This is a genomic window from Eubacteriaceae bacterium ES3, assembly GCA_030586155.1.
Lineage (GTDB): Bacteria > Bacillota > Clostridia > Eubacteriales > Eubacteriaceae > Acetobacterium.
This window is the reverse complement of sequence record CP130741.1, coordinates 3,318,182-3,333,984: the sequence shown is the minus strand read 5'-3', so window position 1 is coordinate 3,333,984 and position 15,803 is coordinate 3,318,182. Positions and strand designations below refer to the sequence as shown.

Annotated in this window: 13 protein-coding genes; 8 read left to right on the top strand and 5 right to left on the bottom strand. The window is 39.8% G+C overall.

Features of this window, described 5'->3' with window-relative positions:
• Positions 1 to 209: 209 nt before the first annotated feature.
• Together Q5O24_15295 and Q5O24_15290 are read right to left on the bottom strand one after the other, a co-directional pair.
• Positions 210 to 1,073: an alpha/beta hydrolase gene (locus tag Q5O24_15295; protein WKY47694.1), complete on the bottom strand. Its 864-nt coding sequence runs from the start codon at positions 1,071 to 1,073 to the stop codon at positions 210 to 212.
• Complete coding sequence (locus Q5O24_15290; protein WKY47693.1) at positions 1,070 to 1,996, bottom strand: DUF4180 domain-containing protein; 927 nt, start codon at positions 1,994 to 1,996, stop codon at positions 1,070 to 1,072. The genes Q5O24_15295 and Q5O24_15290 overlap by 4 nt, the downstream gene beginning before the upstream one ends.
• A gap of 373 nt (positions 1,997 to 2,369) precedes the next feature.
• Between Q5O24_15290 and Q5O24_15285 the strand changes: the two genes are divergently transcribed.
• Positions 2,370 to 3,446: a diguanylate cyclase gene (locus tag Q5O24_15285; protein ID WKY47692.1), complete on the top strand. Its 1,077-nt coding sequence runs from the start codon at positions 2,370 to 2,372 to the stop codon at positions 3,444 to 3,446.
• Between the two features lie 346 nt (positions 3,447 to 3,792).
• On the opposite strand, the gene Q5O24_15280 is transcribed toward Q5O24_15285, so the two are convergent.
• The 3 genes from Q5O24_15280 to Q5O24_15270 all read right to left on the bottom strand — a co-directional run bounded on the left by Q5O24_15280 (position 3,793) and on the right by Q5O24_15270 (position 6,267).
• Positions 3,793 to 5,448 carry an IS66 family transposase gene (locus tag Q5O24_15280; GenBank protein ID WKY47691.1) on the bottom strand — a complete coding sequence of 552 codons (1,656 nt, stop codon included), beginning with the start codon at positions 5,446 to 5,448 and terminating at the stop codon, positions 3,793 to 3,795.
• Between the two features lie 99 nt (positions 5,449 to 5,547).
• Entirely contained in the window at positions 5,548 to 5,904 is a 357-nt protein-coding gene (tnpB, locus tag Q5O24_15275) for an IS66 family insertion sequence element accessory protein TnpB (protein WKY47690.1), read from the bottom strand.
• Positions 5,905 to 5,907: 3 nt separating this feature from the next.
• Complete coding sequence (locus Q5O24_15270; GenBank protein WKY47689.1) at positions 5,908 to 6,267, bottom strand: hypothetical protein; 360 nt, start codon at positions 6,265 to 6,267, stop codon at positions 5,908 to 5,910.
• A 103-nt stretch (positions 6,268 to 6,370) separates the two neighbouring features.
• Between Q5O24_15270 and Q5O24_15265 the strand changes: the two genes are divergently transcribed.
• The 7 genes from Q5O24_15265 to Q5O24_15235 all read left to right on the top strand — a co-directional run bounded on the left by Q5O24_15265 (position 6,371) and on the right by Q5O24_15235 (position 15,771).
• The gene (locus Q5O24_15265; protein ID WKY47688.1) at positions 6,371 to 7,801 is read left to right on the top strand and encodes a diguanylate cyclase; all 1,431 of its coding nucleotides are present in this window, start codon (positions 6,371 to 6,373) and stop codon (positions 7,799 to 7,801) included.
• Between the two features lie 278 nt (positions 7,802 to 8,079).
• Positions 8,080 to 9,879 carry an ATP-binding protein gene (locus Q5O24_15260; GenBank protein WKY47687.1) on the top strand — a complete coding sequence of 600 codons (1,800 nt, stop codon included), beginning with the start codon at positions 8,080 to 8,082 and terminating at the stop codon, positions 9,877 to 9,879.
• The gene (locus Q5O24_15255; protein ID WKY47686.1) at positions 9,880 to 10,320 is read left to right on the top strand and encodes a response regulator; all 441 of its coding nucleotides are present in this window, start codon (positions 9,880 to 9,882) and stop codon (positions 10,318 to 10,320) included.
• Positions 10,321 to 10,341: 21 nt separating this feature from the next.
• Positions 10,342 to 12,078, top strand: a complete 1,737-nt coding sequence (locus Q5O24_15250) for a GGDEF domain-containing response regulator (protein ID WKY47685.1) — start codon at positions 10,342 to 10,344, stop codon at positions 12,076 to 12,078.
• Positions 12,079 to 12,304: 226 nt separating this feature from the next.
• Positions 12,305 to 13,456, top strand: coding sequence for a GGDEF domain-containing protein (locus Q5O24_15245; protein WKY47684.1), 1,152 nt, complete (start codon positions 12,305 to 12,307; stop codon positions 13,454 to 13,456).
• A gap of 345 nt (positions 13,457 to 13,801) precedes the next feature.
• Positions 13,802 to 14,953 carry a GGDEF domain-containing protein gene (locus Q5O24_15240; GenBank protein WKY47683.1) on the top strand — a complete coding sequence of 384 codons (1,152 nt, stop codon included), beginning with the start codon at positions 13,802 to 13,804 and terminating at the stop codon, positions 14,951 to 14,953.
• Positions 14,954 to 15,042: 89 nt separating this feature from the next.
• Complete coding sequence (locus Q5O24_15235; GenBank protein WKY47682.1) at positions 15,043 to 15,771, top strand: sulfite exporter TauE/SafE family protein; 729 nt, start codon at positions 15,043 to 15,045, stop codon at positions 15,769 to 15,771.
• Positions 15,772 to 15,803: the final 32 nt, after the last annotated feature.

Genomic DNA, 15,803 nt, shown 5'->3' with positions numbered 1-15,803 from the left:
AATTTAGGACAGTTTATAATTAGATTCTTCCATATATGCTTGTTTTCAAGTATATAATATGTTGCTTAAACGATAAAACCGGGTGTAGCGAGTATTAAAAAGCTACACCCGGTTTTTTAGCAGCTAAAAAAAATTTAGAGATGATTGGCAGTGAAGTTATTCTTAAATAGACGATGCGGTAAAAATTTAATTACAGCAGAAGAGTTCAATTACTTGTGCTCAGAAAGGAAGTTTAAGATCCGTTGCGCCTGACCAAGAACACCATGACCAACACCTGGTAAAAGAACGGTTGTCGAATTGGGGGTAAGACGCTTAATTCGCTCAATGCTCTTTTCGGCTTTTAGGAGTATATCGCTGTCTCCGAAGACGACAAGTATCGGCATGGTGAGTTTATTGAGTTCGGCGTCACCGAATACAGGAAGCTTTCCAAAACGCGGTTTTTCGTTTTTGGTGATTAATTGGATGAATTCAAAGGCTTTGCGCATGGCGGCCATCTTATCAGGAGCTTTAACATCCATGCCCAGCGCACCGCCAATGGCTTTAGTCCTGTTGCCATGTGCAAAAATATTTTTTAATAACATCCTAGGCATGAAATCCCGTCTTTGTGTCGCCAGACCGCCAGGGCAAAGAAGGATAAGGTTTTGAACCTTTCCAGGGTTGACAGTCGCATAACGCAGTGCCATCCATCCCCCTAGAGAAAGGCCGACAATTGAGCATTGCTCTATGTCGAGAGCTCCTACCACTTCATCCAGCCATTGTTCATAAGCGCCGCTTTTGTAATGAGGCCGGCTTTCTGCTGAAAATCCCGCCTCGCCAATTAAGTCGATTGCAAACACATGATATTGCTCACTCAGCAGCGGAACATCGCTAAACCAGCTGAAAGAGTTAGATAAACTTCCATGGAGCAGCACTAAAGGCGGATTTTCCGGGTTACCGGTTTCGATGACAAAGGTGTCGCCATAGGTGGTCTTGACTTTGTATTGCTTATTAGCTAAAGGCCAGGCAGCAAGAATATTCTGATAGGCCGAAAGAACAGCCAGTTTTCCTTCTTCTGATTTATAAATTGTTGTCATCGCAGATTACCTCCTAACAGCCAGTTTTCCGCATCTTTAAAGTTATCGCAGGCTTTGAAGGACTGTCCCTGATTAGCTTCCAATAGAAAGTCTTTAAATCTTCCACTTGTCTTATTCACAGCATAAACTGCAACTGTTTTAATGTTGTAATTACCAATTTTTTGAAGGATCATTTGCGCCAGACCAGTAGAAAGGAGTAGGAATTCTTCGGACAGGCAAGCGGAGGGAAGCATAAGCATGTTCGTTCCATTTTCGGCGCAAGCCGATACTAAAGCAAGTCCATCCTGTTCAGTATGTATTTGTCCGGCGGTTACAGTAAGGTAGCTCTGACCATCTTTATCTGTGATCGCATATTCTAATGTGTTGATTGGCTGTTTTTTTGCATGGTCCTTGATTTCCGCAAGTGGCAGTGCTTCCTGTCGCACTCTCTGAACCCACGAAAGTTCTGCTTCATAGAATTGACGGATATTATCCAGTGTTAAATTGTTTATAACACTTTCCAACTTTGTTTGAGATTTTGGAAATGACTGGTCATTAATCGTCAGCAGAACACCGCGAAGTTCTCCCTCGTACTGGTTTAAAAGATGTTCAAATTCCTGACGGGATAAACCCTGCCCGAAGGTAAGCTGTAATAGAAAGGGTTTTTTTAGTTCCGGTAGTTCGGGGAAAGATTTGGAGCTGGTGATAAGTTCAATTCGGCCTCGGTCTGACAGAGAATATCGTTTTTTTGTCGGCGAAGCACTATCATGCTCGATCTCGACGGTAACTAAGCCATCACTCTCTAGTGCGGCAAGAGCTTTATAGATCTGGCTGTTGTTTCCCGACCAATAGATAAGAGGTGATTTTTGCATAAGCTTTTTCATATCGTAGCCTGTCAGTGGCTCGAAGCTGAGCAAGCCTAATATAACGTGTTGAATGTTCATAATGGATTCCTTTCTTCTAAACATATGTTTACAGTAACATATGTTTAGAAGAAAATCAATCAAAGAATTGAATAAGATTTATTAAATATGAAGTTTAGACAAGCATATTGGATCGACAAACATTGATATTAAGCAAAAAAGCAATGATATTTTATTAAAATTTACAGATGACCAATTAATTGTTCTTTAAAGGCTAAATGGTTAGGGGAGATAACCAGGAGACGATCTGTTTGTTATACCCTCAAAAATCATGATATACTTGTTTAAAATAGGCAAGAGCGGGCAAGAATAACCAAGAAGGCACGAAAAAATTTATCATGTGATCTTAAAAGGTCATGCTGGGTAGAATTTCTTATGATTAAAGGAGTTAATGATGGAGAAGCTGTTGATAATGCTTGGTTATTCGAATCAACTCGAGGAGAAAAATAAATTAGCATTTATTATGGCGGGGGTAGGATTATCGCAATTGCTGCTATTCCTGATTTTTTATATTATTATAGCAAAATCGTCACTTTTGGTGGTTGAGACTTTAGTAATCATCATCATGTACCTGCTTGTGTTTGTTTTTCTTAAGAAAAAATATTATACGGCGGCAAAGGCTTTAGCAGTAATAGCCTTGATGATTCAGGTGTTTTTGCTGGTTATCCTCTGGTTTCCGGCTGAAACCTATTTTACCTTTTTCTTTTTCCTGGTTCCGCCTATTTCATTTTTTATTTTGGATATAGAAGATCCGACCGAGCTGAAAGTTCTTATTTTCCTTAATAGTCTGGCGGCTATAGTAGTTTTATTGAGTAGCATAATCTGGCCTCTGGAACTGATAGAGCTGGAAAATGAATATATTATTGTACTGCGAATTATGTCTACGATCTCGACATTAGTTACGGAGATACTGGTATTTTACTTTTATGCCAACAGTTTGGCGAAAACCCATGCAGAATTGCGACTGCTGGCTAACACAGACGCGTTGACCAATGTATCTAATCGGCGGGTATTGTTTGAACAGGGTGAAAAACTGGTGAGTATACACGCTAAATATCGAAAAACATTTACGCTGATGATTTTAGATATTGATCACTTTAAGGAAGTAAATGACAAATATGGACATCCTGCCGGAGATGTGGTGCTTAAGGAAATTTCAAAAATAATTTCCGAGAATATTCGCAAAGAAGATCTGGTTTGCCGCTATGGCGGTGAGGAATTTGCGGTTTTATATAAAAATATGGATCAGAATCATCGCGAAAATATAGAGACAATCAAAAAGAAGGTCAAAGATCATAAGTTTATGGTCGATGAGGAGAGCTATCTAAAGCTAACTTTTTCAGCCGGAGTAGTGACTTGTAATGAAGATGTGGTTCACTTTGATGAGTTAGTCAAGAAGGCAGATGCTTTGCTTTATCAAGCGAAAACTTCCGGAAGAGACCAAATTGTTTATGATAAGAATACGATTTAAAATATTTTAACGGAACAGTCCATTTGCGGCTGTTTTTTTAAGTTCAGCGGTTATTCCAATTAGGCAGTCAGAAATATTCTTGTTTATTAAAACTGTAAATGGCTATATAGTTTGTTAGGAGTTGAAGCTATAAATTTCAAATATCTATAAGGACGATGAAGATAATAATATGCGAAGAGGTGTTTACTTAAAGCAAAGATATATAATACAGTAACAGTTAGATAAATGGGCGAATAATTAAGTTTTGTAAAGGAACGTAAGCGTCAAATACAAACCACATAGAAAAGAAGCTCGACATATGAGATAATGATAAAAATCATCTCGCAAGTCGAACTTCTTTATTGGTTTATTGATGCTGATTAGTTTGGGCCAAGGACTGGCGGCAGATCTCGGGCAGCTGATCGGACCAGGGAAGAAAAGGTTCCAGTGCGACCTCGTCATCGCAGTTTATATCCGGCAGACGTTCAAAGAGAAATTTGAGATATTCATAAGGGTTGAGCTCATTAAGTTTGGCACTCTGGATCAGGCTGAAGGCAGTGGCGGAAGCTTTGGCACCATTGGCTGTTTTACAGAAAAGAAAGTTTTTTCTGGCCACAACAAAAGGCTTGATCTGTTGTTCGGCAATGTTGGTGGAAAGTTCACATTGGCCGTCAAGCAAAATGTTTTCCAGTACAGTCTGGTGTTTGAGACTGTAGTTGAGCGCTTTTCCAAAGGCGCTTTTGGGAAGGGTATTCTGCGACATTAATTTTACCCATGCGAAATAAGCTGTCATCAGCGGTTTAAGCTCTTTTTCCCGTCGCTCCTTACGCTCTTTCGGGGTCAGGTCTTCTTTTAACAGCGCTTTCTCAAAGACAAACATTTCACCTATCATCTGAACGGCCTGCCAGGCTTCGGTTTCGGTTTTTATAGTCCCTTTTGGCAATGCTTTTAGCGCATCAGTGTATTGACGTCTGGCATGGGCAAAGCAGCAGACCCGGGTAATATCGGTTACGCTGTTATAGCCGTCATAACCGTCCGTTTGAAGGATTCCTTTGAAATTTTCAAGGAAATTTTTGGGGTGTTTGCCACTCCGGGACGGCTGATATTCAAACAACGCCATGGGTTTTCCGTATTTCCCGGGACGATACAGCCACATATAGGCCTTGCTGGTACAGGCTTCCCCATCTTTAGTCAGAACTTTCAGTGATGTCTCATCAGCCATCAGAAAGCTTTCTTTTTCCAGATGTTTTTTCATCAGCCGGTAGAGGGGTTCAAGGTAACGCTCACTGCCTTTGATGATCCAGTTGGACATCGTCGCGCGGGACAGTTCAATGCCAAAGTGTTTAAAGGTCTGCTCCTGCCGGTAAAGAGGCAGGGCTGCCGCAAATTTCTGGTATAGAATATAAGCAAGCAGACTTGGCGAAACAAAGCTGCCCGAAATAACCGGATTGGGCGCTTTAGCTGTAATAATCGGCGTTTTGATCTCATGATCCTGACAGTGTCGGCAGGCATACACTTTTCTGACATGTTCCACCCGCACCACTTTGGCGGGAATCACTTTGAGCTCCTGGCGCACTTCCTCCTTCATCTGATGCAGTGAATGGTCACACACAGGGCATACTTTCTCATCTTCATTAAGATCATAAACAATGCGTTCAACCGGCAGATCATCAAAAGAATCCCGGTTCAGTCCCCGCTTTTTACGGCGGTGGGTAGCCACTTCGATGGATGGTTCTTCCTGCTCAGGGCGTTTCGTCACCTCCGGCTCATTAAAAAAAGAGATCTGGTTTTCAATTATGACAGTGTCAGCGGATTTGCCGAAGCGCTTCTGGGCATTCAGACGCAACTGTTCTTCGTACCATTTAATTTTTGCCTGCGCTTCTTCAAGTTCTGAATTCAGCCGAGTGTTTTCACTCTGAAGTTCAGTGATGACAGATAAAAAATCCAGTGCCGGATCTTGTGTTTCTGTTTCTGTTAAACTGTTTTCTTTACCCATCTGATGCTTATACCGCTTTCCTGTCATTATCCACTCCAATTACTTATGATTGGCATAATATCGCCGTTTTATGATGCTATTATACCATAGATCAGCTGACAAAAAAAGCTTTTTCAACCTTATTTTTCAGATTAAAATCCGCTGTTTCACTGGCGGATGCGCCTGTTTTTCATCAAGGGTCAGTCCATCCAGCAACCACCGGAAACTTCTTTCAGTCACAACAATGGAAGGGGCGCCACTTTTTTCCGGCCACTGGAAACAGCCGTTTTCCAGACGTTTATAATGAATCCAGAAGCCGGTCTGATCCCATACCAGGATTTTAATCAGATTCCTGCGTTTATTGCAGAATGCAAACAGGTGCATGGAAAAGGGATCTTCTTTCAGAACTTCCCTGACAATCAGGGACAGTCCATCGATACTTTTTCTGAGATCGGTGGCTCCCAGAGCTATATGCACATTTCCGGAGTTGAGGCCTGTCAACATGGATCAGGCCTTTCTGATTGCGCTAATTATATTTGTAAGATGATTCTCTGAAAATTCAGGCGGTATCATAACAACCACATCTGAAATCCGGATTTCTATTACTTTTGGGGTTCCAGATAAAGGTTTTTTAAATGATATTTCCGGCGCAATAACAATTCCGGCAAAGTTGACTGTTTCTTCGGCAAACTCCTGGGGTTCCAGATCATTTAGATCCCGGTTTGCTTTGCTGATTCTCAGTTTCCAGTATCGGAATGCACTCAAAGCAAGATTATTCTTTTCGCACCACTGCCGCTGCGTCAGTCCACTTGCCAATTGTGCTTTGATCCGCTCTTCCCAGAGTATCCGATTTTCACTTTTCTCCATAAAAAATACAATCCTTCCTTTAATAGTTTGAAAGAATTGTATCAGTTTTTTTATTTGGTTGGTATGTGGTCTGTAATTGACGCTTACAAAGGAACAGTGTAAAATGCGAGCAAAAGAAGCGATTGCCACATTAATTTTGGTATTAGTAGTATGCTTATCGTCAGTTCCTGTTAGGGGGGAAGAACTATTAAGTACTTCTGATCAGGGGCTTTCTTTCGATGAGGAGATTATTCTTTCTCAGGAAGAGCAGGACTGGCTGGCTGAAGGTCATGTGGTACGTATTCGGATTGGTCAGTGGATGCCCTTTATGATCATTGATGATGAGGAAAATGTTTCGGGTATTTCAGTAGATTACATTGAAGGGATTTTTAACAAGTATGATATTCAATATGAATGGGTTGTAGATCGGTACAGCTTTACAGACGCTCTCGGGGAAATAAGGGATAAAGGCTCTATAGACATGATGCCGACAGTGGCTATTACAGAAGAGCGTATGACTTACATGCTCTTTACGGATATTTATATTAGTTCACCCTGGGTTATTTTTACTCAAAACGAAGAATTTATCAGCTCATTAGAAGATCTCCGGGGAAAAACAGTAGCCGTGCCCGAAGGGTATGTGATTACAGATCTTATTCAGGAAGATTATCCTGATATTGAATTAAAAGTAATTTCCGGCGGTAATATGGGAGGGAATTGTCTGCAATTACTCTCTACCGGTCAAGTGGATGCCTATGTTGGGAATTTGACTGTGGGAAGTTATATTATCAATACAAGAGGCTACAATAATGTCAAAGTGGCAGCGCCAACTGAATACGGTAACCATGAGAATGCCATGGGGATTCGGTCAGATTGGCCGGAGCTGGTTTCAATTATTAATAAAGAGTTGGAAACGGTGGATGAAAGCGAGAGAAATAATCTTTATAGTCAATGGATGAGTGTGCGTTATGAGCATGGAATCAGGTTATTTGATATTATCAAGTGGTCTTTTCTTGCATTTATTGCGGTGGGTGTAGGATTTTTCTTTTTTTACAGGAGGAATCGCAGGCTCAAGAGACTTTCGATGACAGATCAGATGACAGGTCTTTTTAATCATGGGGCGATATTTGAAATATTGAATACGGAAATAACGGCGAGCAAACGTTATGGTGAGCCGCTAACGATTTTACTTTTTGATATTGATGATTTCAAGAGAATAAATGACCAATATGGACATGCAGAGGGGGATAAAGTTATCAAAAATATTGCTGAAAGTTTGAAACAGGCGGTCAGGGAATCTGACTTTGTCGGGCGATATGGGGGAGAGGAGTTCCTTGTGATCACACCAAGAAATACAGCGGAAAGTGCAACCGGCATATACTGGCGCTTTGTGGAGAGTATAAATAAACTGTATAATGAAGGGGATTTTATAGTTACTGCAAGCTGCGGAATTGCTGAATATAACGGACAGGATATCGATGACTTTATCAAATTGGTTGATAAGAGATTATATGAAGCAAAAGCAAAGGGTAAAAATTGTTTTGTTGCCAGTTAAATAAACTTCTACATAGATAGGACAATTGCATTTTATTAAGTCTAAATGGTAGTCAAAATATTGAAATCGAAGGATGCGTTCTATAGTTTAGTGGAAATTTATTCAATTTTTTTGCTGGAAATTTTTTTATCGCAAGTATATAATTGAATTAAGTGGAAATAATAGTCGATGACAGCTTTACGCCTTTATAAAGGTAATAATTAAATTGATTTTGTAGAAACGAGAGTTTACGATTCAACTAGTATCCGAGGTTATTGAGTAATCGGAAAGGATTAAGGATGAGTTCCCAAAAAAAACTGCTGCTTATTATAACAGGGATTCTGATGGCGGGTCTGCTGCTGACCGGCGGTATAGTTTATTTTGTTTTGACCAATGCACTTATTCAGGATGCCAACGATAAGAACAGTTTGATCAGCCAGAACTCGGCCTATACGGTTTCTCAGTTTTTTAAAGAAATCAAGGGTGTTGTTGAGGTAACAAGCCAGCTGGATATGTTCAAGGACACTTCGGAGTATGGTCTGATGAGTGATGAATACAGAGGCCTTCCTGAGAACGCCATGGTAGAGCAAAGAATGTATTTTAGAACACTTTTAAAACAGTATCCTTTTCTGTTACTCTCTGGCATTCAAACTGCTGATAAATCGCAGGCTGTTCTTATGGAGCCTTACGCCTTCCAGCAAAACGCTGATTTGGAAATATATCAGGAAGGTTATGCTTATCGAGACTATTATCAAAAGATGGTGGCATCAAATGCTACCGCTTTCAGTGAAATCTATACCAGTACTATAACGCTGGAAAAACAGATGGTAGTGATGACGCCAGTCTACGATAATGACGGCAATTGGATCACTACCCTAGGCGTAGCCATTTCTTTGACTGAAATGATTGCGCAGCTTGAAAACCAGTCATTCGGCATAACAGGTATCACCTACCTTGTGACTGATAAAGGTGTAGCAATCGCATATCCTTACTTAAATGAAGAGGAGGAGTTGGCATTTGACACTGAATTTGTTGACCAGCTTGGTCAAATTGCAGGTGCCAGGGAAAGCAGCATCATTAAAGATCCAGTAACTGGGAAAAAAATAATCCTGAATGTCACCCAGGAGGACGTGACAGGCTGGTATATTGTGACTCAGCAAGAGGTCAGTGAGGCCTTAGGTTTACGTAATCAGATTTTATTATATATCGGAATTGCCTTTGTATTTATTTTTATATTGCAATTGTTCCTTTTAAGAATGATTATTGCCGAATCAGTCATTAAACCATTAAGCACCCTGTCGGCAGCGACCTGGAAAATTGCTAAAGGTGATTACGATGTTGAGCTTAAAAGCAAAAGTCTGTTTATTGAGCATGACTATCTGGCTAACGACTTTAAGGTGATGGTCGACAAAGTCCGGGAACGGGAAAATGAACTGCAGCAATTCGCCTATGTGGCCTCCCATGATCTTCAGGAACCCTTGAGGATGGTAACCAGCTACCTGCAGATTCTGGAAAAGTCGATGGGAGACAGGCTGACCGACAAAGAGAAAAAGTATATGTTTTACGCTGTAGACGGATCAAACCGGATGAAGCAGCTGATACAGGATTTACTGATCTATTCAAGACTGGCTAATGATTATTACTTGGATGAATCGGTTGATCTGAATAGGGTTATTGAAAATGTAATGAAGAACATGCGAATGGTGATTAAAGAAGAGGATGTGACCATCGAGTTTGCCGACCTTCCGACAATCAAAGGCAATGCGGTCAGGCTTGAGCAGCTGTTCTTGAATCTCATTTCAAATGCGGTCAAATACAGGTCTGAAAAACCGCCGCATATCCGCATATGGTCGGAAGAAAAAGATACTACTATTGACATCATGGTTCAAGATAACGGGATTGGGATTGAACCAGAATATCTGGAGACGGTTTTCCAGGTTTTCAAGCGTCTTCATAGTCGCGGAGAATATGAAGGAACCGGAATTGGTCTGGCTATCTGTAAAAAGATAGCAAACAAGCACCAAGCGACAATACAGGCAGAATCTGATGGAATAAATGGAACAATCATACACTTATCATTTAAAAATAAGGAGAATTAGATGAATAACAGGAATCAGTGCATTAACATTCTTCTCGTCGAAGATAATATGGGTGATATTGATTTGACGCTGATGGCCTTCGAAGAAAGTGAACTCAATTGTGAGATAGAAGTTTTGGAAGATGGTAAATCAGCCTTAGCCTATCTGATGAAAAATGAACCTTTCACGAATGCAGTAACACCGGATCTGGTTCTGCTTGATATCAATTTGCCAAAGTTAAGCGGCCTTGATATTTTGACTAGGGTTAAATCGAATCCGGATACACGTAGAATTCCTGTTGTCATCTTAACCACCTCCAATTCGGACAAAGATATTTTTGCAGCTTATAATAATTACGTCAATGCTTATCTGAACAAGCCCATTGATTTCAACGATTTTCTACAGCTTATAAAAAATTTGAATCATTTTTGGTTTGAAGCGGTAAAACTACCAGCATCCTAATGTTGTTTACAGGAGAGTAAGATGGAGACAGTTACAAATAAGGCAGTTCGGATACTGATTATCGAGGATAATCCCGGTGATAAAGACCTGGTGGAGTATTATCTGGAGACCGTTGATGTCTTCACGGTAGAGCCGTTTTTTGCCGAAACGATTAGTGGGGCAAAAGCGGTTATTAAAAACCAAAAATTAGACTTAATTTTTGCGGATCTGAATCTTCCAGATTCAAATGGCTTGAATACGCTAAAGAAACTGATGGAAATGGTTGATGAGATCCCTGTCATAGTGATGACGGGTCTTTCTGATAAACATATGGGGATTGAAGCAATCCGTATGGGTGCAGAAGACTATCTTGTTAAAGATGACCTTTCTACAGCAGTCATTGAAAAGGCTGTCCTTTATGCACGGGAGAGAAGCCTTTTAAAGGAAAAAATCCGACAGCTTGTCTATCAGGACTCGGCTTCAAAGCTGTTTAACCGCAGAGCAGTCTATGAGATTCTTGGTAAGCAGCTTGCTCATGAAGCCGAAATAGCCGAGCACAGCCTGATCAAAGTTAAACTGCATGGGATTGAAGAAATCTATGATTCACTGGGACATATCTTAGGTGATAATGTCCTAAAAGCGGTTGCCCAAAAATTGAAGGACATTGTTGGGAATAAAGGGTTTGTGGGTAACCTCAGTAACTCGGAATTTGTCCTGTTTATAAACGGCATCGGCGATGACGAATATATTCAAACAATTATATTATCGATCGAATCCTTCTCTCGGGCGCCCTTTGTTTTTGACAACTTTGAAATATTTGTAAGCTGTACATATGGGATCGCAGTTTTTCCGGAACATGGTTCATCAATCGAAGAATTGCTTCAGAACGCAGGGATTGCTTTAACCTATGTCAAATCGGTATCCAGTCAGAGTTATCAGTACTTTACCAAGGAAATGCGGGATGAGCATCTTTTTGAGTTCAGATTGAGTAATGATCTGGTCAACGCGATCGACCGCAATGAGCTGTTATTAAATTATCAGCCCATCGTTAACACGATTACCGGAGATATGGAGGCGGTTGAGGTGCTTTTAAGGTGGGTGCATTCGGAGCTGGGCAACATTTCACCCGCTGTTTTCATTCCAATAGCTGAAAAGACCGGACAAATTATTTCGATTGGTGAATGGGTTCTGGGTGAGGCCTGCAAAACAATGACCAAATGGATGGCAGACAATGATTACCAGATGTACTTCAGTGTCAATGTCTCCCTGTATCAGCTGATGAAGCCAGACTTCTCTGAAGTACTGTGTAATATTTTAAAAGAAACGAACTTGGATCCCAGGTACCTGGTGCTGGAAATAACAGAAAGTATTTCTGCAAGAAGCATTGAAAATGTTACCAGTATGCTCAGCAGTATTGGGGATCAGGGGGTTAGATTGTCCATCGACGACTTCGGCTCCGGTTATTCGTCAATTAAACAGATTCAGATTCTGCCCATTGATGTTTTAAAGATCGATAAAACTTTTGTCGATGAAATAGAAACGGATAACTTTGACAGCAGAATGATCAAGTCGGTTATTTCCTTAGCCCAATCGCTAAATTTAAAAACCGTCGCTGAAGGTGTGGAGACTGCCCGTCAGTTAGCTTTTCTTCAGTTAGAGGGATGTGATTTAATACAGGGCTATTATTTTTCAAAGCCTGTGAGGTTAACGGAATTATCCACAAAACCATTCATTGAGAAAGTTTCATTATCACGAAAAAGGCAATTAAAGCAACTATAAAAAATAAGGTCCCACGAGAATAATAACTTTCTTGTGGGTTTTTAAATTATATTCTCGAGCATGTCACGGAAATGCCTCAGGAGCTCTTTTTTTATATCTTTTTTTATGATTTAAAGCGTTAGGTTTTTTATGCACTTCAAAAATACCGATAGTGAATCATTTGCAAATGTGTTATATTAAATATAATATAACGTTCGGTAGATTTATCGTTAAGTGGAGAGAGAATATGAAAAAACAGTGGGCAGATAAAATAAAAACTGTTCAGGAAAAGTTTATTCCCCTATCAAAAGAAGGAAGAAATGAATTTTATGATGATATAGTCAGTGAGAATATGACCAGAATGATGATCATCTCATTGATTTTTTTTATCTTTGAAGCATTTATTATGGTGACAGCTGTTAATCGAAGTGTTTTCGAGAAAAATTTTTCATGGTTTCTGTTGTTTTTTCATGGCTCAGCTGTAGCTATTGCCATTTTATATCGGCTGAAAATGATAAAAATTTCGGGAAATATGTCTCAGTCAATCTTATCTGTTTACTGCATAATTTTTCTTTACTGGTCGATCAGACTGACTTTAATTAAGGCGTCAACTCCCAGTGCCTTGACTATGTATACAATTGTTCTGGCAATTACATCAACGATGATTCTCAGAAGAGCGATAATTATGATTGCCACAAATACTTTGCTGTATAGTTATCTGGCCTGGCAGCTGATTAATGGCAATGCTCTTAATAATCCCAATTTACCAGATATAGCCAATGGTGGAAACAGATTGCATGTATATCTTAGCCACTCATTTTTGATTCTGATTGTATCCTGTGTGGTGGGTTTATTTATCATTCAGCTTAGACTTCATCTGCATCGCGAAATGAAACAGTTAGAGCATCTAAGCTATCGGGACTCAATGACCATGCTTCTAAATCATGTCAATATCAATCAGTCTTTAAGAGATGAAATCATCTTGTCAAAGACTTATGGTCAATCTTTGTGCGCACTAATGCTGGATATTGATTTTTTTAAATCAGTCAATGATCAACATGGACACAAGTTCGGAGACGTTGTGATCAAGAAGATTGCCAATGTGATTAAAGAGAATTCCAGAGTGACTGATCACGTAGGCAGATATGGCGGGGAGGAGTTCCTGATCGTTATGCCAAATACGACGCTGGAACAAGGATATGAATTGAGTGAAAGACTTAGACAAATAATTGAAGAAATAGAATTTGATAATGAGGTCAAGGTGACCGTTAGTATTGGGTTAAAAGTTCATTCAGAGAGTGAAACAGCTGAAGAACTGATCAAAAATGCCGATGAAGCCTTGTATGCAGCCAAAAACAATGGCCGCAACAGAGTGGAAATTGCCAGCACGGCTTGCTAAAGGGATTGATGTGAATTGAAGGAGAGCATCTGAGTCATACAATCTATTGTTTTTCAGGGACTGTAATGCCTTATATGTGGCTAGAAAAATGACTGCAAAGTTTGCCTGTTGACAATATTATTGTAAATGCTGGAAGATCGGTTTAAAGCATTGGTGTTCGCTGCCTGGCATATTGTCCAAGCAGAGCTTTACTGTCAAAGGGAGATTTAGACCAGGTTCCCTATCATCACCCACAGATAAAAGCCAGGGCATATTTGCAAAGGCATCTTCTATAAAATTAACAAGGAAGATAAAGCAGTTTTAACAGATGGTGATACAGTAAAAACATTAATAAAGGAGCTTTAGATGATCGCTTATACACTACAGACAAATATAACAGCAATTATCATTTTGCTTATTGTTTATAAAGGCGCTAAAAAACACATTGATTTATCGCGTTACAGAGACCGGATATTTATGTATCTACTGTATGTAAATGCCCTAATTCTGGCAATAGACAGTGTTTCAATCCTCTTCTATGATGTACCCGGCCAGCCGGTTCATGTGATCCAGTCATTGTTGAAAATGACTTTTTATATATTAAATCCCCTGCCAGGATTTTTATGGATTCTTTATGTCTATGATTTTATTTTTCATAACCCGGAAGGACTAAATCGATTGTTTAAAATTGGTATTATTCCTATACTGGTTAACGCTGTTTTGGCAGTAGCAAGTATCTGGGGCGGTTATCTTTTTATTTTGAGCACAGACAACCATTATCAGCGGGGAGAATGGTTTTTATTAATGCCATTTTTTGCCTTTGGCTATACGATAATTGCTTTTGTCGTGATTCTGCTAAATCGGAAGCGAATTCAACGCCAGGACTGGCTGCCGCTGCTGACCTTTGCCATCCCCCCGGCGATTGGCGGATTTTTGCAAACTTATTTTTACGGACTGGTGGTATTATGGCCATCACTGACGGTTTCGCTCTTGATTATTTATGTCTTTATCCAATCCAAGACAATTAATACTGATTTTTTGACAGGTCTTAATAATCGGCGGGAATTTGATTATTATCTGGAAGACTGGCGGAAATGGCAAAAAGATGGCAAAAAGGTTGCCGGTTTTATGATGGATATGGATGGTTTTAAAGCAATTAATGATAACTATGGCCATCAAATTGGAGATCAGGCACTCATTGAGATGAGCCGGATTTTAAGAGAAAGTTTTTCAAGAGATGATTTTTTGGCCCGTCTGGGTGGAGATGAGTTTGCCGCTATTGTCGAGGTTACTGATCCGCAGGAGATTGAAAATATAAGAAAACGACTGGACCAGAAGATTGAATGCTTTAATCAGGAAAATAAGGCGAGTTATCAGTTAAGCATCAGTTGTGGCAGCGGGATTTTTTCGCCTGACGATGAAGAATCATTGCGAGTCTTTTTTGCAGAGCTGGACAAATGGATGTATGAAGAAAAGCTGCAGAGAAAAACGATCAGAATGGAGGCAAAGCCTCTTTGACAGAAACAGAGTAAGATCTTAAGATTTTTAGCATAAAAAGATTACTAATCAATCATTATTAATCAAAGAAAGGAACGACACGATAATTTATGGATGTTACTCCACTCATGATTGTTGCTGTCATTTGTGCTTATGTGGTAAAAGGAATGTGCGGTTTTGCCAATACCATTGTTTTTACTTCTATTCTAAGCTTTCAGAATGATAACATCAATATTACACCTGTTGACTTGCTAATTGGAATTCCATCCAATATCTTACTGGCGGTTCGCGAGCGTAAAGCGATTAAACTTAAAATCTGGCTTCCCCTTGCGGTTCTAGTCGTGATGGGAAGTGTGCCGGGAATATTTCTTCTTAAATACGGTGATGTTATAGTCATAAAAATATTTTTAGGGATTGTAATCACCTGTATTGGAATTGAAATGCTGTTACGAGAATTGCAGTCGTCAAAAGAGAAATCATCGCCAGTCATGTTGCTATTGATTGGCTTGATATCAGGTTTTATAAGCGGTCTGTTTGGGATTGGGGCCCTGCTGGTTGCCTACATTGGCAGAACAACAGAGTCGACAGATTCTTTTCGCGGAAACTTGTGTATGGTACTTCTGGCTGATAATTTTTTTCGCCTTATTATGTATCTGATAACCGGCATAATTACTTTAAAAGTGCTCAAAAATGCCATTATTTTATTTCCCTTTATGCTCCTTGGTCTAGCTTTGGGCATAAGGTTATCAAAAGTGCTGGATGAAAAAGTAGTTAAAATTATTATTATCATGATGCTGATTATTTCCGGCTTATCACTGATTGCAGTCAATATGATATGAACTGTTATTTAAAGCGAATGGAAATAGAACTT

What these genes read in the sequence shown, in the direction of transcription:
- tnpB (WKY47690.1), bottom strand. Translation starts at nt 5,904, where the DNA reads ATGTTGACAGGCCTCAACTCCGGAAATGTGCATATAGCTCTGGGAGCC.
- Q5O24_15280 (WKY47691.1), bottom strand. Translation starts at nt 5,448, where the DNA reads ATGACAGGAAAGCGGTATAAGCATCAGATGGGTAAAGAAAACAGTTTA.
- Q5O24_15245 (WKY47684.1), top strand. Translation starts at nt 12,305, where the DNA reads ATGAAAAAACAGTGGGCAGATAAAATAAAAACTGTTCAGGAAAAGTTT.
- Q5O24_15240 (WKY47683.1), top strand. Translation starts at nt 13,802, where the DNA reads ATGATCGCTTATACACTACAGACAAATATAACAGCAATTATCATTTTG.
- Q5O24_15260 (WKY47687.1), top strand. Translation starts at nt 8,080, where the DNA reads ATGAGTTCCCAAAAAAAACTGCTGCTTATTATAACAGGGATTCTGATG.
- Q5O24_15265 (WKY47688.1), top strand. Translation starts at nt 6,371, where the DNA reads ATGCGAGCAAAAGAAGCGATTGCCACATTAATTTTGGTATTAGTAGTA.
- Q5O24_15295 (WKY47694.1), bottom strand. Translation starts at nt 1,073, where the DNA reads ATGACAACAATTTATAAATCAGAAGAAGGAAAACTGGCTGTTCTTTCG.
- Q5O24_15285 (WKY47692.1), top strand. Translation starts at nt 2,370, where the DNA reads ATGGAGAAGCTGTTGATAATGCTTGGTTATTCGAATCAACTCGAGGAG.
- Q5O24_15290 (WKY47693.1), bottom strand. Translation starts at nt 1,996, where the DNA reads ATGAACATTCAACACGTTATATTAGGCTTGCTCAGCTTCGAGCCACTG.
- Q5O24_15270 (WKY47689.1), bottom strand. Translation starts at nt 6,267, where the DNA reads ATGGAGAAAAGTGAAAATCGGATACTCTGGGAAGAGCGGATCAAAGCA.
- Q5O24_15250 (WKY47685.1), top strand. Translation starts at nt 10,342, where the DNA reads ATGGAGACAGTTACAAATAAGGCAGTTCGGATACTGATTATCGAGGAT.
- Q5O24_15255 (WKY47686.1), top strand. Translation starts at nt 9,880, where the DNA reads ATGAATAACAGGAATCAGTGCATTAACATTCTTCTCGTCGAAGATAAT.
- Q5O24_15235 (WKY47682.1), top strand. Translation starts at nt 15,043, where the DNA reads ATGGATGTTACTCCACTCATGATTGTTGCTGTCATTTGTGCTTATGTG.